The 19197-nt window shown below is 70.5% G+C and carries 15 protein-coding genes and 2 pseudogenes; 5 read left to right on the forward strand and 12 right to left on the reverse strand.

Translation table 11 applies throughout. The features are described 5' to 3' along the window. Window positions 1-434: 434 nt before the first annotated feature. From IE136_RS15690 to IE136_RS15705, 4 genes and pseudogenes are all read right to left on the reverse strand, one after another. Window positions 435-998: a dihydrofolate reductase family protein gene (locus IE136_RS15690; RefSeq protein ID WP_158993449.1), complete on the reverse strand. Its 564-nt coding sequence runs from the start codon at window positions 996-998 to the stop codon at window positions 435-437. Window positions 999-1311: 313 nt separating this feature from the next. Next, window positions 1312-1605 carry a hypothetical protein gene (locus IE136_RS15695; RefSeq protein ID WP_189600648.1) on the reverse strand — a complete coding sequence of 98 codons (294 nt, stop codon included), beginning with the start codon at window positions 1603-1605 and terminating at the stop codon, window positions 1312-1314. Window positions 1606-2290: 685 nt separating this feature from the next. After that, window positions 2291-2542, reverse strand: a pseudogene (locus tag IE136_RS15700) (substrate-binding domain-containing protein); the annotation flags it as partial. A gap of 75 nt (window positions 2543-2617) precedes the next feature. Further along, window positions 2618-2919, reverse strand: a pseudogene (locus IE136_RS15705) (universal stress protein); the annotation flags it as partial. 174 nt (window positions 2920-3093) lie between these two features. On the opposite strand from IE136_RS15705, the gene IE136_RS15710 reads away from it, so the two are divergent. The 3 genes from IE136_RS15710 to IE136_RS15720 all read left to right on the forward strand — a co-directional run bounded on the left by IE136_RS15710 (window position 3094) and on the right by IE136_RS15720 (window position 8246). Then, the gene (locus IE136_RS15710) at window positions 3094-4626 is read left to right on the forward strand and encodes a non-reducing end alpha-L-arabinofuranosidase family hydrolase (protein WP_189600649.1); all 1533 of its coding nucleotides are present in this window, start codon (window positions 3094-3096) and stop codon (window positions 4624-4626) included. 26 nt (window positions 4627-4652) lie between these two features. Continuing rightward, entirely contained in the window at window positions 4653-6812 is a 2160-nt protein-coding gene (locus IE136_RS15715; RefSeq protein ID WP_189600773.1) for a glycoside hydrolase family 9 protein, read from the forward strand. A 93-nt stretch (window positions 6813-6905) separates the two neighbouring features. Then, window positions 6906-8246, forward strand: coding sequence for a jacalin-like lectin (locus IE136_RS15720; protein WP_189600650.1), 1341 nt, complete (start codon window positions 6906-6908; stop codon window positions 8244-8246). A 241-nt stretch (window positions 8247-8487) separates the two neighbouring features. On the opposite strand, the gene IE136_RS15725 is transcribed toward IE136_RS15720, so the two are convergent. From IE136_RS15725 to IE136_RS15755, 7 genes are all read right to left on the reverse strand, one after another. Next, the gene (locus IE136_RS15725) at window positions 8488-9471 is read right to left on the reverse strand and encodes an acetylxylan esterase (protein ID WP_189600651.1); all 984 of its coding nucleotides are present in this window, start codon (window positions 9469-9471) and stop codon (window positions 8488-8490) included. 753 nt (window positions 9472-10224) lie between these two features. Then, window positions 10225-11133 (reverse strand): amidohydrolase family protein, encoded by a 909-nt coding sequence (locus tag IE136_RS15730; RefSeq protein ID WP_158993439.1) that lies wholly within the window; start codon window positions 11131-11133, stop codon window positions 10225-10227. Next, on the reverse strand, window positions 11130-11441 hold the full coding sequence (locus IE136_RS15735; protein ID WP_189600652.1) for an L-rhamnose mutarotase: 312 nt from the start codon (window positions 11439-11441) through the stop codon (window positions 11130-11132). Before IE136_RS15735 ends, IE136_RS15730 begins: the two co-directional genes overlap by 4 nt. Then, complete coding sequence (locus tag IE136_RS15740) at window positions 11438-12466, reverse strand: aldo/keto reductase (RefSeq protein WP_189600653.1); 1029 nt, start codon at window positions 12464-12466, stop codon at window positions 11438-11440. The genes IE136_RS15735 and IE136_RS15740 overlap by 4 nt, the downstream gene beginning before the upstream one ends. Beyond that, a complete protein-coding gene (locus IE136_RS15745; protein ID WP_189600654.1) occupies window positions 12463-13221 on the reverse strand; it encodes an SDR family NAD(P)-dependent oxidoreductase in 759 nt (252 codons plus the stop codon). Before IE136_RS15745 ends, IE136_RS15740 begins: the two co-directional genes overlap by 4 nt. Further along, window positions 13218-14555, reverse strand: coding sequence for an L-fuconate dehydratase (locus IE136_RS15750; RefSeq protein WP_158993433.1), 1338 nt, complete (start codon window positions 14553-14555; stop codon window positions 13218-13220). Before IE136_RS15750 ends, IE136_RS15745 begins: the two co-directional genes overlap by 4 nt. Window positions 14556-14569: 14 nt before the next feature. Continuing rightward, the gene (locus IE136_RS15755; protein WP_189600655.1) at window positions 14570-15421 is read right to left on the reverse strand and encodes a fumarylacetoacetate hydrolase family protein; all 852 of its coding nucleotides are present in this window, start codon (window positions 15419-15421) and stop codon (window positions 14570-14572) included. 677 nt (window positions 15422-16098) lie between these two features. Between IE136_RS15755 and IE136_RS15760 the strand changes: the two genes are divergently transcribed. Continuing rightward, the gene (locus IE136_RS15760) at window positions 16099-16800 is read left to right on the forward strand and encodes a FadR/GntR family transcriptional regulator (RefSeq protein WP_189600656.1); all 702 of its coding nucleotides are present in this window, start codon (window positions 16099-16101) and stop codon (window positions 16798-16800) included. Window positions 16801-17298: 498 nt separating this feature from the next. Here IE136_RS15760 and IE136_RS15765 read toward each other — a convergent pair whose 3' ends face one another. Then, window positions 17299-18177 carry a hypothetical protein gene (locus IE136_RS15765; RefSeq protein ID WP_229818873.1) on the reverse strand — a complete coding sequence of 293 codons (879 nt, stop codon included), beginning with the start codon at window positions 18175-18177 and terminating at the stop codon, window positions 17299-17301. 319 nt (window positions 18178-18496) lie between these two features. On the opposite strand from IE136_RS15765, the gene IE136_RS15770 reads away from it, so the two are divergent. Further along, window positions 18497-19186, forward strand: a complete 690-nt coding sequence (locus IE136_RS15770; protein ID WP_229818874.1) for a response regulator — start codon at window positions 18497-18499, stop codon at window positions 19184-19186. Window positions 19187-19197 lie beyond the last annotated feature (11 nt).

Genomic DNA, 19197 nt, shown 5'->3' on the forward strand with positions numbered 1-19197 from the left:
GACGGCTTACGCCGGGGCATCGGGGGCCGCTCCTTGGGGAGCGCATCGCCTCCTGAGCTATGGCCGACCTCACCGGCCGAGCTCTTGTCCGCCGGTCACGGTGATTCCCTCGGGTACCGCGCTCCGTAGCTGTCACAGACCGGCGCCCTCCCTGTGCCCCGGTCACCAGGAGATCGTGTCGCCGCTTCCGGACTCAGCTCCACCACACATGCCTGCGGGTGCCGCCTCCTCGCTGACGACGCGCCCCGCCCTGACCGTCGCATCCCTGCGCGAGGATCGGCGCCATCGACGCTGCGCTCGAAGTTGGTGCTCCACGCAAAGCGCCCTGTCGCTGATCACGGGCTTGACCACTCTTGCCCCTGCCGACGGAGGCAATATCACCAGCCCCGCGTCGGCAGCGATCCTTCCGGAGTGGGAGATGCGGAAAGCAAGGCCTAACGCGCCACGCGGTAGCGGAGGTAGACGACTCTCGAGCTGAAAGTGCGGGTCTCGACAAGGTCGAGATCCACCCGGCGCTCGTGCTGGGGAAAGAACGGAATGCCGCCGCCGACCAGCACCGGGTAGACCATGGCCCGGTACTCGTCGATCAGACCCGACGCGGCCGCCTCGGCCGCGAGAGTCGCGCCGCCGATCGCGATGTCGCCCTCCCCCGGCTCGGCTCGCAACTGCTCGATCTCCTCCGCCAGGCCGCGGGAGGCCAGGCGGGCATGGCCCTGCACCGCCGACAGCGTGGTGGAGAACACCACCTTGGGCAGCGGCTTCCAGAGCGCGGCCCACTCGAGCATGGAGTCGTCGAGCGATGGATCCTGGTCAGCGGTCTCCCAGTACAGCATCGTCTCGTACAGCCGTCGTCCCAGCACATGGACGCCGACCTCTCGAATCTCGTCGATCCAGAAGCGAAAGACCTCCTCGTCGGGCCCCGTCCAGTCGAAGTCGCCGTCCGGCCCGACGATGTAGCCGTCAAGTGAGACGCTCATCGAATAGGTCACGCTGCGCATCAGAAACCCTCCTCGGGAACGGGTTCGACAGTACGACAGCCGGACGCCGCAGGACTCATCGCCGCTCGCGGGATCCCCGCAGATCTGCCCGCGAGAAGATCATCGCGAGGGACGGTGCTCTCACAGAAACGGCCCGGGTAGGACGCCGGACGCTCGTGATTAATACAGCTAGGCCCTGGTGTGGAGCGCGGGCTGAACCCTGGCGGCTGCGTAGATGAGATCTGGCACCGCTGTCGGGGGCCGTCGTCATCAGCCGATGTCTGGCTGGCGTGGGAATGTCGAGGAGAAGTGGCAGCGGCTCACACCTACTCACTCACGGGCGAACCGCGCGGACGTGGACGGCTGAGAGATGGAGCTCGTACGGCAGGCAGCAGTCGGAAGAGAGGGTCGCGACGAGCGTTCCGCAGCCGCACAGCTGGTTCATTCCGCCGTACGGGGTCGCTCCGCAGCAGGCGGGGGATGCGTGCCGCAGCTCCAGCCCGTGGGCCTCGCCCGGGTTGATGACGATGTTGCCTCGCGGGCCCTGCGACACCAACGGCTTGCCATCCGTGTTCCAGTGTTCCCCGTGACGGGGCATCACCGGCCCGGGTACCTCGGCAACGACCAAGGGCGCACCGTACGGCTCCGTCTCGATCGCATAGCAGCCTGACGGCACGGTCGACGGTGACGGACCCGGTTCATCGGCGTCCCACCACGCGTAGTGCGGAGCTTCGGGCACTGCGGGTAGCCGCGTGAGTGGTCCCGTAAGGGGGAGGCCACATGTCGTACACACGAACACCACCGCTTCAGCCTCTGGAGCCCTGTCGGGGATGCCAGCGGGCAGGGCAGCCTGCATGTGCTCCGGCTTGCCGCCGCCCTGATCCTGGTCGCGCTGATCGTGCATGCGTCGCCCCTATCCGGCACGGCTCCCACCCCCTGATCTGTCCGGAGCATCCTGCCGTACGGTCCCGAACCCTCGGTGCGGGCCGCCGTGCGGGGCCGCCGACGCTGTCCACCGGATCAACGGCCGCATTCCCTCGCGGTTCCGTGCCGCAGGCCGGGGAGGTGAACGCGGCCGGGCCGCCGCCGTCGTCGCCGGAACGCTCGCGCCCACGGGCGATCTTCAGGCTCTTGGAGGGGGTTACGCGACTGCGTAGGATCGGCGGACGTTGCGGAGGTCCCCCGGGTCGCAGGTCCTCGTCACGGATCACCCCAGAGGAGACATCGAGGATCTCGCCCCAGGCGGTGCCGGCTCCTGCTTCCAACTGGAGCAGTGGCCGATGCTCCTTCGGCCGAGGGGTGTCCCCGCTGTCTCACAGAGCGCTGCGTTCGGGCGGGGGTGACACCGTCGCGGTCCGCGCAGGCGGTGGGGCGGTGCTCTTCCAGACGACGAGGGTGGTCGCGAGCTCCATGCGCGTCACCGAGGGCTCCCCGGCGCGCAGGCGCAACAGCATCTGGACTGCTTCCTCACCCATCTCGCGCAGCGGCTGGTGGATCGAGGTGAGCGGTGGGCTCGACCATCGCGCGACCATCACGTCGTCGTACCCGACGACGGACAGGTCCTCACGGTCCGCGCCGGGGAATCGCCCTCCCGCCGCGCCTGGGACGTGCGCGTCTCCGTCGCCCGTCAGGTGATGCGACGGGGAGGAGCTGCGACTTGGCGGGAGCGTCGGCGGCGGCTCGGGCCGGACGAGCAGCACCGGGCAGGGGCGTGGTCGACGTCGAAGCGTGCGGCGGGGCCGGGGCTGTGCGGATCGAGGTGGATGCGGTCGCCGTCACGGGCCGGGATCAGCAGGTCGCATCCATCGACCGCGGCGACGACCTCGCACTCGACGCGCCCGGTGGCGTCGGTACGGGTGCAGGGGCGGTCCATGCGGTCGGCGGCGTCCTGGAGCAGTTGCCGCGCGGTGGCGGCGGCGAGGTGTTCCAGCCGCGTGCCAGGGCCCCCTTCTCTTGTCGCCGATGTGGTCGAGCCGTTGACGGTGATGGCGGGCGTCACTACTCTGCGCTGCAGATCTCCGACCCGTCGACCAGCTTTCGATATTTCGTCTCTGGGAGCGCTCCCAGAGACCTCCCGGTCAGACATCGCGAGAGCGAAGAAGGAGACGTGATTGACATGTATCCCGCATTCGAATTCGCCAGGCGAAGGCCCAGCAGGTCGGGGACGGTGCTCACCGCGGTGATCTGCCTGCTGGCCGCGCTCCTGACAGGCCTGGGCGCCGCCGGCACGGCGCAGGCGGCCGCCGTGGATCCGTCCGTATGGTACGTCCTGGTCAACCGGGCCAGTGGCAAGGCAGTCGACGTCTCCGGCACGGCCACCGGCAACGGTGCGGCCGTCCAGCAGTGGACCCGTACCGACAGCTCCAACCAGCGGTTCCAGTTCGTCGACTCGGGCGGCGACTACTACCGGCTCAAGGCACAGCACTCCGGCAAGGCCCTGGACGTGTACGACTACTCCGCCGCCGACGGGGCGGACATCGTGCAGTGGAGCGATCTGGGCGGCACCAACCAGCAGTTCCGGCCGGCGGATTCGTCGGACGGTTACGTCCGGCTGATCAACCGCAACAGCGGCAAGGCCGTCGAGGTACAGGGCGGCTCCACCGCGGACGGCGCCAAGGTCGTGCAGTACACCGACTGGGGCGGGACCAACCAGCAGTGGCGACTCGTCCGCATCGGAAGCGACGGCGGCGGCTCGCTGCCGTCGACGTTCCGGTGGTCCTCCAGCGGCATCCTGGCCGGTCCGAAGCCGGACGCCCAGCACCCACAGACGCCGGCGATCAAGGACTTCTCGATCGTGCGGCACAACAACCAGTGGCTGACCTACGCCACGACCGCCAGCCCCTCCGGCTGGGGTCTGGCTCAGTTCACCTTCGCCGACTGGTCCCAGGCCGCCTCCGCGCCGCACACCTACCTCGACACGTCACCCATGGGACCGGGCTACCGGGCCGCGCCCCAGGTGTTCTACTTCGCGCCGCAGAACCTCTGGTACATGGTGTACCAGACCGGTCCGCCCACCTACTCCACCAGCACCAACCCCGCGGACCCACGCTCGTGGTCCGCACCGCGCACCTTCCTCTCCCAGGAGCCGCCGATCGTCACGCAGAACAAGGGCGACGGGACCTGGATCGACTTCTGGGTCATCTGCGACACCACCAACTGCCACCTGTTCTTCAGCGACGACAACGGTCACGTCTACCGCGCCCAGACCAGCCTGACGAACTTCCCCAACGGCTTCGGGAACACGCAGATCGTTCTGTCGGACACCAAGTTCAACCTGTTCGAGGCCACCAACGTGTACAAGGTCGCCGGCAGCAACCGGTACCTGCTCCTCCAGGAGGCCATCGGCTCCACCGGCCGGCGCTACTTCCGCTCCTTCACCTCCACCAGCCTCACCGGTGACTGGACTCCACTCGCGGCCACGGAGAACGAGCCCTTCACGGGCCGCGCCAACGTCACCATCCCGGGCGGCGCCTGGACCCAGGACATCAGCCACGGCGAGCTGGTCCGCGCCGGCAACGACCAGACCCTGACCATCGATCCGTGCCGTCTCCAGTACGTCTACCAGGGCATGGACCCCGGCGCCGGGGGCGACTACCTACGCCTGCCCCGGCGGATGGGTCTGCTCACCCAGACCAACTCCACGTGCTGACCAGCATCGACACCGAGGAGCCGCTCATGCCCCGCCCCATCTCGTCGTTACGGCAGATCAGAGGCGTCGCCGCCGTCCTGCTGACAGGTTCCCTGCTCGTCGGCGGCCTCCTGGCCGCACCCGCCGCGGCGAGCCTTCCGACCGCCGCCACGGCGACCACGGCCGTACGCGTCAACCAGGTCGGCTACCTGCCGGACGGTCCCAAGCGCGCCACCGTCGTCACCACGGCGGCACAGCCGCTCACCTGGCAGCTGCGCAACGCGTCCGGGACGCTGGTCGCCTCCGGTGCGACCGTCCCGCGCGGCGCGGACACCCCGTCCGGGCAGTCGGTCCAGGTGGCCGACTTCTCGTCGTACCAACAGGCGGGCGCCGGATACGTCCTGACGGTGGACGGCAGCAGCAGCGTGCCGTTCGAGATCCGCGCGGACCTCTACGACTCACTGCGCTCCGACTCGATGGCGTTCTTCCACCACCAGCGCAGCGGCATCGCCATCGACGCCGCCCTGGTCGGCCCCTCCTACGCCCGGCGGGCCGGGCACCTCGGCATCGCACCCAACAAGGGCGACACCTCCGTCCCCTGCCAGGCCACCGCGTGCGACTACACCCAGGACGTCAGGGGCGGCTGGTACGACGCGGGCGACCACGGCAAGTACGTGGTCAACGGCGGCATCTCCACCTGGCTCGTCGTCAACTCCTTCGAGCGGGCCAAGCGAGCGGGGAAGGAAGCGGCGCTCGGCGATTCGACCCTGCGCGTTCCCGAGCGCGGCAACGGCATCCCCGACGTCCTGGACGAGGCGCGGTGGGAGCTCGATTTCCTGATGCGCATGCAGGTGCCCGAGGGCAAGCCGTACGCGGGCATGGCGTTCCACAAGATCCATGACGCGGCCTGGACCGGCATACCGACCCTCCCCGACCAGGACGCCCAGCCCCGCGAGCTGCACCGCCCGTCCACGGCGGCGACCCTCAACCTCGCGGCGGCCGCCGCGCAATGCGCCCGGGTCTTCCGTCCGTACGACGCCGCGTACGCCGACCGCTGCCTGTCGGCCGCCCGCCGTGCCTGGACTTCAGCGCAGGCCAACCCGGCCCTGTACGCGCCGGATTCCGACAGTACGGGCGGCGGGGCCTATGGGGACACGCAGGTCACCGACGAGTTCTACTGGGCAGCGGCCGAGTTGTACGCGACGACCGGAGAGAGCGCCTACCGGGACGCGGTCGCCTCCTCGTCCTGGCACACCGCCGCCGACGCGTTCAGCCCGTACGGCTTCGGCTGGGCGGACACGGCCGCGCTCGGCCGGCTCGTCCTGGCCACCGTCCCCAACAGGCTGCCCGCCACCGACCTGGCTCGCGTCCGTTCCTCGGTGACCGCTGCGGCCGACGGCTACCTGTCCAGGATGGCCACCCAGGGATACGCGGTGCCCGTCCCGGCGGACGGCTACTTCTGGGGCTCCAACGGCGAGGTCGCCAACGACGCGGTCGTCATGGCCGTCGCCGGGGAACTGACGGGCGACGCCCGCTACCGCGCCGGCGCTCTGGAGACGCTGGACTACCTGCTGGGCCGTAACGCCCTGGGACTCTCCTACGTGACCGGCTACGGCGAGACGTTCTCGCGCAACCAGCACCACCGCTTCTGGGCACACCAGCTGGATGCCTCCCTGCCCCACCCGCCGGCCGGGTCGCTCGCGGGTGGCCCCAACAGCGCCCTCCAGGACCCGGTGGCACAGGAGAAGCTCGCCGGCTGCGCTCCTGCCGCCTGCTACATCGACCACATCGACTCGTACTCCACCAACGAAGTCGCGGTCAACTGGAACGCCCCGCTGGCCTGGCTCGCCGCCTACGCCGCCGAGCGGACCTCCACCGGCGGACCGCCCACCGCGGCCTGCGCGGTGTCGTACACGGTGAACAACGTCTGGAGCACCGGCTTCACCGCGACCCTCACCGTCAAGAACACCGGCCCCACGGCGGTAGAAGGATGGCAGCTGAGCTGGACCTACGCGGGCAGCCAGCGCATCACGAGCGCCTGGAACGCGACCGTCACCCAGAACGGCACCGCTGTCAGCGCCCGTAACGCCGACTGGAACCGGGCGATCGCCCCCGGTGCGACCGTGAGCTTCGGAGTCCAGGGGACACACACCGGCGCGAATCCCTCCCCCACAGCCTTCGCGTTCAACGGCAGCGCCTGCGCCTGATCTGATCCGCTGTCGGCCAGGCCCGGGGGGACGACTCCGCCCCGGCCTGGCCGGCGCCGCACCACCGCCGAATCCCCCCGCCAGGAGACACCCATGCGCCGACTCCTCGCCTGCCTGACAGCGACGGCAGCCGCACTCACCGCACTCACCGCGATGGCGCCACAGGCGACGGCCGCCGACTCGGGCACCTTCAGCGTGCTCACGTACAACGTGGCCGGCCTTCCGGAGAGCATCTCCAGCGCCCCGACGCCCCGCGAGTCCAGCACGAAGGAGATCGGTCGGCGGATCGCGCCGTACGACATCGTCCACGACCAAGAGGACTTCAACCACCACGCCCACCTGTACGCCGCCGACACCGCCCATGCCCACCGCGCTTCCACCAGCGGCGGAGCCGGCATCGGCAGCGGGCTCAACACCCTGTCGAAGACTCCCTACGACGAGGACGACTTCGAGCGGGTGCGCTGGAGGTCGTGCCAGTACGACTCGGGCGACTGCCTGACCCCCAAGGGCTTCACCTTCGCCCGGAAGCGCCTCGCCGAGGGCGCGTACGTCGACTTCTACAACCTGCACACCAACGCCGGTACGAGCGCCGGGGACCTTTCGGCCCGAGCGGACAATCTGAACCAGCTCACCGCCTTCATACAGACCCACTCGGCGGGCAACGCGGTCGTCGTCATGGGCGACACCAACACCCGCTACACCCGCACCGGCGACACCGTCGCCGAGTTCGCCGCCGCCAACGGCCTCACCGACGCCTGGGTCGAGCTGATCCGCGACGGTACCCCGCCCGCCAAAGGCAGCGCCCCCTTGATCTGCGACCAGTCCAAGCCGACCGTGCCCGACACCTGCGAGGTCGTCGACAAGGTCCTCTACCGCGGCAGCACGCTCATCTCGCTCGACGCCACCTCCTACAACAACGAACACGCCGCCTTCCTCACCGGCGACGGGCTCATGCTCTCCGACCACGACCCCATCGCGGTCGGCCTCTCCTGGTCGCGCAACCCGGCCTTCCGGCTGAGCGACCAGTTCGGCGGACCGCACGGCGACCACTTCAACGACATCGGCAGCGTCCCCGCCGGCGCCCGCGCCACCACCATCGCCCTGCGCGCCGGTTCCAGAATCGACCGGCTGAGCATCATCCTGGACAACGGCACGGAACTCGCCCACGGCGGCACCGGCGGCACCGCGACCGCGCTCACGCTCGGCAGCGGCGAATACGTGAGCGCCGCCCACCTGTGCCGGGGACAGAAGGACGGCCGCACTCGGATCTTTCACGCCAGGTTCACCACCAACCTCGGACGCACCCTCGCCGGCGGCACGCCGACCTCCGACTGCGTGACCCGCACCGCTCCCCCAGACCGGCAGCTCACCGGCTTCCACGGCCGCTCGGGCGACGAGGTCGACAAGATCGGCTTCATTCAGACCCGGCGCTGACGCCCGTGATCGCCAACCGCCCCGCAACTTCGGTCACGCCTGCGTCTGAGGGCCGCAGCGGTCATGATCCAGGCCATTGACGGACCGCTACGGCATTCGAGAACGTCGAGAGGAGATTCCCGTCTTTGCCGGTGTACCGGTCGCGGGCGGCGGGGTGGGTGAAGTCCACCAGGGCCCTGCCGGGCTGCGGAACCCGGCGGGCAGGGCCGGGACGGCCGAGGTGCTGGTGCTCGTGCGGCGGTCAGCGCTCCGGCGTGAGACCGCGCTCGCGCAGCCAGGTCAGCTGGACCGGCGGGTTGGAGCCGTAGCCGCCGCCATGGTCTCCGAAGGGCCAGACGACCATGGTGCGGTCCTGCCCCCGGTAGTGGTTGTAGGCGGCGTAGACCGTGGAGGGCGGGCAGACCGGGTCCATCAGGCCGACGCTGAACAGCGCGGGCGCGATGGCGCGCTGGGCGAAGTGGACGCCGTCGAAGTAGTCAAGGGTGGCGAAGGTCGGCTCCACACGATCGCGGCTGTGCCAGCGCAGGTACTCGACGAGCTCCGGGTACGGGCCCTCCCCGGTGATCTGAACAGCGCGGCGGAAGTGGCACAGGAAGGGGACGTCCGGCAGCGCCGCCGCCACGCGGTCGCCGGCGAGAGCGGCGACCGCGAGGGCCAGACCGCCGCCCTGGCTGCCCCCGGCCACGACGATCCTCTGACTGTCGAGCCCGGGCAGTTCCGCGGCCGCGTCCACGGCGCGCACGCAGTCGGTGATCAGACGCCGGTAGTAGTAGTTCTCGGGGGAGTCGATGCCGCGGGTCATGAACCCGCCGGCCCACTGCGTGCCGTCGCCCGCGTCCCGGTCCGGCGTGTCGTGGCCCTGGCCCCGGCTGTCGACGACGAGCTGGGCGTACCCGGCGGCGGACCAGAAGAGATGGTCGGTGGGCAGCCCGCGGCCGCCCTTGTAGCCCATGTAGGTGACCACGACGGGCAGCGGTCCGTCCGCACCGCGTGGGCGCAGGAGCCAGGCGGCCACCGGCTCGCCGTTCCAGCCGGGGAAGCGCACGTCGTCGACTTCGACGGTGTGCAGCAGGTGCGCGGAAGTGACCCGTTCGGACTTGATGATCGCGTCGTAGGACCGGGCTTCGGCGAGGGTACGGCGCCAGAACGCGTCGAAGTCGTTCGGAGCGGTCAACTGCGGCTGGTAACCGACGAGGTCGTCAGGCCCGAGGTCGGTGAGCGGCATGGTGCTTCCTCCGGTCGGAGTGTGGACGAGGTGGCGGGGAGGGTGGTTCGAGTGGCATGTGGACCGCGTGCGTCGCGGGTCCGACGCACGGCTGGGCAAGGGCGGCGGCCCGCCCCCCTCCGTCGGACGGGCCGCCGGGATACGGGGCGGGGGTAAGCGTTCGGTCGCCCCTGCCAGATCTGCCGAAGCGGAAGGCGGTGAGGCGGTGAGGCGGTGAGGCGGTGAGGCGGTGAGGCGGTGAGGCGGAAGTCAACGTGCCGGGTCAGACGCAGGTCGCGGACGTCCTCGGGCGGGGCGTCCAGTTCGCCGGCGACGGTCTGCCCCGTAGCCCGGGCGCGTCGTGACGGGCGTCCAGCGTCCGGGCGTAGAGCTGGACCACCGCGTCCGGGCCGGCACGTAACGGTGCGGCATCGCGATCCGCTCGTCGGGCGTGAGCCGTGAGAGCAGGTCGTCGCCGCGCTTCCGCAGTGGCGGCGCGGGATCACGGAAATCGGGCAGCTCGGAGGCGGACGCGGGCACGGAACTCACGTGGAAACCCCTCAAGGCGGGCTGGGTACGATGGCGATCATCGAAGCGCATCGACAGTCCCATTTGCATTGACGACCTGTCAATAAAGGCCACAGAGAAAGTTCGCGCCTGCCACCCCTCTCGTTCGGCAGCGGTACGACTTTGCTACCTTCTCGCGCCAAGTCAAGCGCTTCGAAGCACAGTTGGGAGCGCTTGACGGCGACCAGAAGCAAGTGAGGAAGAGGGCTACGCGCATGGGGTTTCCTGGGGCGGGACCGGGGGTGCCGTGATGGTCAGACCGTAGGTCCGCACAGCCGTGCCGGTGAAGACGTCGCGGCGCTCCGCCGGGCTGAGTTCGGCCGTCACGTCGCGGGCAGCCGCGACGACTTCGGCGTAGGTGGCGGCGAGCCGGCAGACGGGCCAGTCGGAGCCGAACATCAGCCGCCCGGGGCCGAAGGCGTCCAGGACGGTGCCGGCGTACGGCCTCAGGTCATCGACCGTCCAGGATGCCCAGTCGGCCTCGGTGACCATGCCCGAGAGTTTGCAGACGGTGTTGGGGAGGGCGGCGAGGCGCCTGGTCTGCTCCGCCCAGGGAGAGAGTTCGCCGGACGCGACGGGCGGCTTACCGAGGTGGTCGAGGACGAAGGTGAGGCCGGGCAGGCACTGCGCGGCCTCGACGGCGGACGCGAGTTGGTGGGGCTTCACCACGAGGTCGTAGACGAGTCCCGCCTCGGCGATCGCGGTCAGGCCGCGCAGGGCCTCCGGGCGCACGAGCCAGCGGGGGTCCGGCTCGCCCTGCACCTGGTGGCGCATCCCCACCAGGTGCTCCCCGCCGGGGCCGGCGCACATCCCGGCGAGGGTGTCGGCGACGTCGGGTGCGGTCAGGTCGGTCCAGCCGACGACCCCGGTGACCAGGTCGCTGCGCGCGGCCATGGCCAGGAGCTCAGGGGTCTCTTCCGGCATGGTGATCGTCTGCACCAGCACGGTGCCGCTGACGCCGGCCGCGCGGGCCTCCGGTGTCAGGTCGGCGAGGGAGAAGTCCCTGCGCAGCGGGGCGAGTTCGGGCCCGGTGATCCAGTCCTGGTCGCGGACGGACAGGTCCCACACGTGGTGGTGGGCGTCCACGATTCCCGGCCCATCGTCCGCGCCGGTCACAGCTCCCGCACCGCCGGCAGCGAGGCCTCCGCACCCTGCGCGGAGTAGTCGTGGACGACGTCCAGCGGCTCGGCCGTCCGCGCCTGCCAGGCGATGTCGGCCGGCCGCCTCTCGAGTGCGGCGATCATCGCCTGGTAGTCCAGGACCTCCAGTACGTGGAACAGGTCGGTGCCGCCGCGCCGGATCGTCCACTCGCTCACGCCCGCGGCGCGGATGGCGACGGTCAGTTCCTCGGGCACCTGCCGGTGCGCGGCGTCGTACTCCTCGATGCGGTCGGCGCGGACCTTGGTGTGCGGGGGCACCTTCATGACAATTCCTTCGGCGCCGGGGCTTCCCCGCTGGGCGCGGGGACGGGTACGGGGGTGTCCGGGTCGAGCAGACCCTCGGCGCGAAGCTCGTCCCACAGGGCGTATGGGATCGGGCGCCGCAGTTGCTCCACGGTGTCGCGCACCTCGCCGGGGGAACGGGCACCGGTCAGGACGCTCGCCACGGACGGGTGGCCGAGCGGAAAGCGCAGCGCGGCGGCCCGCAACGGCACGCCGTGGCGCTCGGTGACCGCAAGGAGTCGCAGTGCCCGGTCGAGCACCGGCTGCGGGGCCGTCGCGTAGTCGTAGGTGGCGCCCGGCCGGGGGGCGGTCAGCAGCCCGGAGTTGAACACTCCGCCGATGATGACCCTGCGGCCGCGGGCGGCCGCCTCCGGGAGCAGTTCGGTGAGCCCGTCCTGTTCCAGCAGGGTGTAGCGGCCGGCCAGGAGCACCACGTCGATGTCGGTCTCGCGCAGGAAGCGGGCGGGCAGGGCGGACTGGTTCATCCCGACGCCGATCGCCCCGACCACGCCCTCGGCGCGCAGCCGCTCCAGCGCCGGGTACGCCTCGCGCAGCGCCTGCTCGGCGTGGTCGTCCGGGTCGTGCAGCAGGGCGATGTCGACGCGGTCGAGGCCGAGGCGTTCCAGGCTCGCCTCGAGGGAGCGCAGCACTCCGTCGGCACTGAAGTCCCAGACCCGGCGGTGGGTGGCCGGGACGGCGAAGCCGTGGCCGAGATCGTCCCCGAGGCCGCCCTGCGGGCCGGGCGCGAGGAGTCGGCCCACTTTGGTGGAGAGGGTGTACGTGTCGCGGGGGCGGTCGCGCAGGGCGGCACCGAGCCGCCGTTCCGACAGGCCCAGTCCGTAATGCGGGGCGGTGTCGAAGGTGCGGACGCCGGCGTCCCAGGCCGCGTCCACCGTGGCGCGGGCGGCCTCGTCGGTGACCGGTTGGCAGAGGTTGCCGAGGGCCGCGCAGCCCAGGGCCAGCTCCGAGACCGGTACCGCGCTGCCGCCCAGCCTGGTGGTCTTCACGCCTGGGCCGCCGGACGCACCCGCAGGCCCTGCATGCCGCCGTCCACCGCGAGCGCGGTGCCGGTGACGGACGCCGCGGCCGGACCGGCCAGGTAGACGATGGCAGCCGCCACCTCGTCGGCGGTCACCAGACGACCCATGGGCTGGCGGGCGCCCAGGGCGGCGCGTTCGGCCTCGGCGTCATCGGTGGCGCTGAGCAACCGGGCCACCCACGGGGTGTCGGCGGTGCCGGGGTTGACGCAGTTGACGCGAATGCCCTCACTGACGTGGTCGGCGGCCATGGCCAGGGTGAGGGCCAGCACGGCGCCCTTGCTGGCGGAGTACAGGGCGCGCTGCGGCAGTCCGGCGGTGGCCGCGATCGAGCAGGTGTTGACCACGGACGCGTGCGCGGACCGGCGCAGGTGGGGCAGTGCGGCCCGGGTGGTGCGGACCATGCCGAGGACGTTGAGGTCCAGGACGCGGTGCCACTGCTCGTCGGGGTTGTCCGCGACGGTGCCGACGGCACCGATCCCCGCGTTGTTGACGAGGATGTCGATGCCGCCGAGCCGCGTGGCCGCCTCCTCCACCGCGGCGCGTACGGAGGCGTCGTCGCCGACGTCGGCCTTGAGCCCGAGCAGCGGTTCGCGTAAGCCGCCCGGATCGAGGTCGAGTACGGCGACGGCCGCGCCCCGCGTCGCCAGCGCGTGGGCCGTGGCGAGGCCGATGCCGGACGCGCCGCCGGTGACGAGAGCCCTGAGTCCGGTCAGTTCGGTCATGCCACTTCCTCCTGCGCGGCGCGGTCGGCCACCCAGAACGTGCCGTCCGGGTAGAGGTACTCGGCGATGGACTCCTCACGCATGGTGGCGGAGAAGCCGGGGGCGAGCGGCGCGGTGTAGTGGCCGTCTCGGATCACCACCGGCTCGATGAAGTGCTGGTGGAGGTGATCGACGTACTCGATGACGCGGTTCTCGGTGGTACCGGAGAGGACCAGGTAGTCGAACATCGACAGGTGCTGCACCAGCTCGCAGAGCCCCACTCCGCCGGCGTGCGGGCACACCGGCACCCCGAACTCCGCGGCGAGCAGCAGGATCGCGAGATTCTCGTTGACCCCGCCGACCCGCGCCGCGTCGATCTGGAGGACATCGATGGCGCCGGCCTGGAGGAGCTGCTTGAAGACGATCCGGTTCTGCACATGCTCGCCGGTGGCCACCTTCACGGGAGCGACGGCCTGCCGTACGGCCGCGTGGCCGAGGACGTCGTCGGGGCTGGTCGGCTCCTCGATCCAGTACGGGTCGAAGTCGGCGAGCGCGTTGGTCCACTTGATCGCCTCGCCCACGTTCCACCGCTGATTGGCGTCGACGGCGATGCGGATGCCGTCACCGACGGCGGCACGGGCGGTGCGCAGCCGCCGGATGTCGTCGCTCATGTCGGCGCCGACCTTGAGCTTGATCTGCGTGAAGCCGTCGGCTACGGCCTGCTTGGCCAGCCGGGTGAGCTTGTCGTCGGTGTAGCCGAGCCAGCCCGGGGAGGTGGTGTAGCCGGGGTATCCGCGCTCCAGCAGGGTTGCCTCGCGTTCCGCGAGCCCCTCGCGGCCCTCGTGGAGGAGCGTGAGGGCGTCCTCGGGGGTGAGGGCGTCGGCGATGTAGCGGAAGTCGACCTGGGAGACCAGCCACTCCGGCGAGGCGTGGGCGAGCAGCCGCCACAGTGGCTTGCCCTCCCGCTTGGCCGCCAGGTCCCACACGGCGTTGACCACGGCGCCGATCGCCATGTGCATCACGCCCTTCTCGGGGCCGAGCCAGCGCAGCTGGCTGTCGCCGATCAGGTCGCGGCTGAGCATGCCCGGGTCGGCGCAGAGTTCTTCGACGGAGCGGCCCACGACGTGTGGCCGCAGTGCGTCGATGGCGGCCACCTGGACGTCGTTGCCGCGTCCGATGGTGAAGGTGAAGCCGTGTCCTTCGTGCCCGTCGCCGGCGTCGGTGCGCAGCACGACGTAGGCGGCGGAGTAGTCGGGGTCCGGGTTCATCGCGTCGGATCCGTCCAGTTCCCGCGAGGTGGGGAAGCGGACGTCGTAGGTGTCGGCGGCGGTGATCCGGGCGGAGGCTGTGGTCACGGTGGGGCTGCCTTTCACGCTCGGGTGAAGGTCTGGCGCTGGCTGCCGAGGCCGTCGACGGAGAGCTCGACCGTGTCGCCGGGGCGCAGGAAGGGAGTGCCGGGAAGACCCAGAGCCACGCCCGCGGGCGTACCGGTGTTGATCACGTCGCCCGGCTCCAGGACCATGTACTGGCTCAGGTACCACACGAGATGGTCGACCGTGAAGATCATGTCGCTGGTGTGACCGTCCTGCCGCTTCACCCCGTTGACGCTCAGGTGCAGGCCGAGGTTCTGCGGGTCGCCGGCCTCGTCGGCGGTGACCAGCCACGGGCCGAGCGGGTTGAAGGTCTCGCAGGACTTGCCCAGGTCCCACTGCGGCGAGTACTCCAGCTGGAATTCCCGCTCCGACACGTCGTGGCTGATCGCGTACGCCGCGATCACGGCCCGCGCGGCATCCGGTCCGTCCAGGTAGTTCGCCCGGCGGCCGATGACGACCGCGAGTTCGACCTCCCAGTCGGTCTTCACCGATCCACGGGGGATCAGCACCTCGTCGTACGGACCGACGACCGTGCCGGGGTCCTTCATGAACACCACCGGACGCGGGGGAATCGCCGCGCCGGTCTCGGCGGCGTGATCGCGGTAGTTCAGGCCGACGCAGACGACCTTGCCGGGCCGGGTGACGGGCGCCCCGATGCGCAGCCCCTCCCGGTCCAGTTCGGGCAGCTCCCCCGCCGAGACCGCCGCACGGGCCCGGTCGATCCCCCGGGAGGCGAGGAAGCCACCGTCGATGTCCCGGGTCACGGAGGACAGGTCCAGCAGCCGACCGTCGTCGATGCGTACCGCGGGCCGCTCTTCACCTGGGGATCCGACTCGTAGCAGTTTCACCGGGCAGCTCCCTTGCCGAGCGGGTTTCGGTTTCGTCTGTGGGGGCGGTCGGCCGTCCTGGACCGGCGAGTTGAGGTGCGCCGGTCCGGGCCGTTCGTCAGGACTTCGGTCATCCGCATCGTCAGTCATCGGATGTATCGCGAGACACAGCGACACTAGACGCGGAGATCGCAGCTGACAACGGATTCCTCGGATGTATCTCCTCGCCGTTGCCCGTGGACGCTCTCGAAGGGCGCTTCCTCCCGTGTTCGCGCGTGGACACGGGAACGACCCATGCCCAGCCATCCGATGAGTCCGGAGCCGCTCGGAGCACGTCCCCCGGAGCGCCGTTGCCCGCGTAGTCGGACATCGGGCGGGGGCGAACGGTGCCCGGGGATCTCGGCGGCCTCACGGCGCGACGGCCCGGCACATCGCTGATGGTGGACTCTTGTCAACGTCGGCGACGTCACCGTAACGTCCTCGGCGTTCGACATACATCGGAGGAATGGCCGGATCATGGCGTGCGCCCTGTGGAACCCGTTCCTCAATGGCGTCATCATCGTTGTCGCCCTGATCATCTCCCGATTCGCGTCCGGCGAGAAGCAGGAACAGCCGTATCGCACAAGCGGCTCCGAGGCCCCGATCCGGGTCCGGCGGAGCCACCGCCCCGCACATACCCGGCACTGAGAGGCACGTTGGTGGCACTGACGGACGAGGCGATCGACAAGATCAAGGCGATGATCCTCGACGGCGAACTCACGCCCGGCTCCCGTCTGCCGAAGGAGGAGATCCTCGCCGGGCAACTCGGCTTGTCCCGGAATTCGCTGCGCGAGGCCGTCCGGGCGCTGACAGCCATGCGGATTCTGATCACTCGTCAGGGTGACGGCACGTACGTTTCAAGCCTGGAGCCTCATCTCCTGCTGGAGAGTCTCTCCTTCGCCGCCGACGTCTCCCAGGGCCGCACGGCACTGCAACTGCTCCAGGTACGTCGACTGCTGGAACCGCAGGCGACCGGGCTGGCCGCTGCGCTGCTGATGCCTGAGGACCTCCAGGAACTGCGCGACATCCTCGACAGGTCCCGGGCCGCCACCACCGTGGAGGAGTTCGTCGCGCACGACATCGCCTTCCATCTCAGGATCGTCGAAGCCGTCGGCAACCCCGTCCTGTCGATGCTTCTGCGGGTACTCTCCACGCGCACCCAGCGTGTCCGCATCGTCCGCGGCAGCCGGACCCGGCACGCTTTGGACAACGCCCACCAGGACCACGAGCAGATCCTCGGCGCACTCCAGTCGCGCGACGCCCTGCTGGCCGTCTCCGCCGCGACCGTCCACATCACGGCCGTGGAGCAGTGGCTGGCCGCCAGCCTGAGCGACGACCCGCTGCGAGCGATCGACGACTGACCGCCGTCTCCCCACCGCCCCCGCGGGCCCAGGCCCCCCTGCCACCCGGCGCCCCGGTGGCCGCGGGTCTGTCGTGGCGGCCGGGTGCAGGAACAGCGCCACCGGCCTGCGGCCGGTCGGTGGCGCCGCTGGGTGTCCCCACGACCGCCCGCATCTCCATGGGGCGGAAAGGCGCCGGCAACCGCACCGAAGGCAGTGCGTGTTCGCCGGTGACCGCCCCGTACCGGCCTGCTTCGCCGGGGTCGAGGGAGTGGTGGGCGGCTGCTTTTCCGGTATGGGAGTGGGCCGTGGCGGCCGCCCTGCGAGGTGGACGGTCGGGGATCGGCAGCGTCATGGGGGGCAGCCGGCAGCCCTGGCAATCCCACCGCCATCGGGAAAACCGCCGCGTCGGCGGCGAGCATGCGCAAGGTACGTCTCAATGGTCCTTCCCTGCTCGGTACGTGGCCGGGCACGTCGGCGATTCCTCGGCATCCCTCTCCGTCACCTCCACCGCCCGCGTCAGCGTTCGAGAGACGCGGCGTCCCCCATCACGACCACCGGATGCTGATCGGGATCGAGGGCGCGCAGCAGTTCCTTCATGTGCTGCTTCGCCACGCTCACGCACGCCTGTGTGGGCCCACCGTGGTCGACGTGCAGCCAGATGCCGCCGCCCTTGTCCGCGCCGAGCGGGCGGGTCCAGTCGAGGGGCGAGGTGCCGGGCTTGCGGTTGTAGTTGATCGCCACGACGTAGTCGAAGGAGCCTGCGAGCGGCTCGCCTTCGAATCCCGTGCCGTTGATGGTGAAACCGCGCCCTTGGTCGTACGGCAGCTCGGTGCCGGGATCGGCGAGCAGCCCGCCGGCGTCAGTCAGGGTGAACACGCCGATGGGTGAGCGGAGGTCGCCGACGTGGTGGTCGTCCGTCCAGCCTTTGAGAGCGTTGTGGGCCGGCCAGGTGGCCCCCGGCTCCCAGCCCGCGCCCGTGCGCCGGTACAGCACCATCTGCGACGTCGAGGAGTTCTTGTCCCGGCCCTTGACCAGGACGACCTGGCGGGCCTTCCCGGGGATGCCGGCCAGCGTACGGGGCCCCAGGCCCGGCAGCCGCGCGGGGCTGGTGTTGTTCGAGGACTCCTGCGTGGGCCTGGTCAGGGTCGTGCCGGGGGCGGCGGACGCCGTGGCCGGTACGTCATGCGCTCCGGCGGCTGCCGGCCGGCCGTCGTGCGCCGCCCGGACACCCGTCCCCGTTCCGCCGCATCCGGTGAGCGTAACGAGCAGGGCCAGGCCGGCGGCCGATATCCCGAGACGGCTCGCGCCGCGTCTTGTAGAGGTGGTCGCTTGTCCGTTGCCGGCCCAGTCACGAAGGCACCGGAGCCCGGGCGGACGACGAGTTGATGAAGTCATGGTCGTCAGACTGAAGGAGACATATGAGGAACTCGTCAGGCCCATGCCCCCCGCTCTGAGCTGCGGCCGGCCTGGGCTGCGGCCGGCCGACAGACCTGCCGGGATCCGCGAGGCGGCGAGGTTGCTGCGGTCCTCGAGGTCTCCGGCGTGCGTACGTGAGGCGGGTCACCGGGCCGTGGGAAGGCAGACCACGGTGCGCGCGGCACGGTGAGTCGACGCGCTCCGACATCCTGAGGTGCGGATATCAGGAAGTTGTGAGGGTGTGGGAAGCCCCTCAACCGGTCCTGGACACCGATCACACCCGCTTAGAGTCAGCTGCGTGTGCGCACATATTCTGGTCGCGGAAGACGACACCATGCAGGCTGAGCTCATACGGCGGCTGCTGCTTCGGGAGGGTCACACCTCCGTCGTGGTCTCCGACGGGCGGGCCGCGATCGACGAGGCCACAAGCCGCAGACCCGACCTGGTCGTCCTGGACCTCATGCTGCCCAAGATCGATGGTCTCGGCGTGTGCCGAGTGCTGCGGCAGAACGGGAACGTACCCGTTCTCATGCTCACCGCCCGCTCCACCGAGGACGACGTACTGCTCGGCCTCGAGATCGGTGCGGACGACTACATGACCAAGCCGTACAGCCCACGGGAACTGATGGCCCGCATACGCACCGTGCTGCGCCGCACTCTCCGCCCCGCCGACGACTCCCCCGTGCTCCGCGCGGGCGGCATCACCGTCGACCCCGCACGGCACGAGGTCACCTGCGACGGCGTACCCGTCTCGTGCACACCGGGCGAGTTCGCCATCCTCCACGCCATGACCGAGGCGCCCGACCGGGTCTTCTCGCGCCGTCAACTGCTACAGCACACCCAGGGCCACGACCGCGCCTCCACCGAGCGTGCCATCGACGTACACATCATGAACCTGCGCAAGAAGATCGAGACCGACCCGCGCAGGCCCGTCCGGCTGCTGACCGTCTTCGGCATCGGCTACAAGCTCACCGGACAGCCGTCATGACGCCTGGTCCA

It is taken from the genome of Streptomyces lateritius (assembly GCF_014649715.1).
In the GTDB taxonomy this organism is placed as follows: Bacteria; Actinomycetota; Actinomycetes; order Streptomycetales; family Streptomycetaceae; genus Streptomyces; species Streptomyces lateritius.

Bases quoted from the DNA above. Each gene is read 5' to 3' on its own strand.
- IE136_RS15745 (WP_189600654.1), bottom strand. From the start codon at position 13,221: ATGACCGAACTGACCGGACTCAGGGCTCTCGTCACCGGCGGCGCGTCC.
- IE136_RS15765 (WP_229818873.1), bottom strand. From the start codon at position 18,177: ATGACTTCATCAACTCGTCGTCCGCCCGGGCTCCGGTGCCTTCGTGAC.
- IE136_RS15725 (WP_189600651.1), bottom strand. From the start codon at position 9,471: ATGCCGCTCACCGACCTCGGGCCTGACGACCTCGTCGGTTACCAGCCG.
- IE136_RS15715 (WP_189600773.1), top strand. From the start codon at position 4,653: ATGCCCCGCCCCATCTCGTCGTTACGGCAGATCAGAGGCGTCGCCGCC.
- IE136_RS15735 (WP_189600652.1), bottom strand. From the start codon at position 11,441: ATGAAGGTGCCCCCGCACACCAAGGTCCGCGCCGACCGCATCGAGGAG.
- IE136_RS15710 (WP_189600649.1), top strand. From the start codon at position 3,094: ATGTATCCCGCATTCGAATTCGCCAGGCGAAGGCCCAGCAGGTCGGGG.
- IE136_RS15690 (WP_158993449.1), bottom strand. From the start codon at position 998: ATGCGCAGCGTGACCTATTCGATGAGCGTCTCACTTGACGGCTACATC.
- IE136_RS15720 (WP_189600650.1), top strand. From the start codon at position 6,906: ATGCGCCGACTCCTCGCCTGCCTGACAGCGACGGCAGCCGCACTCACC.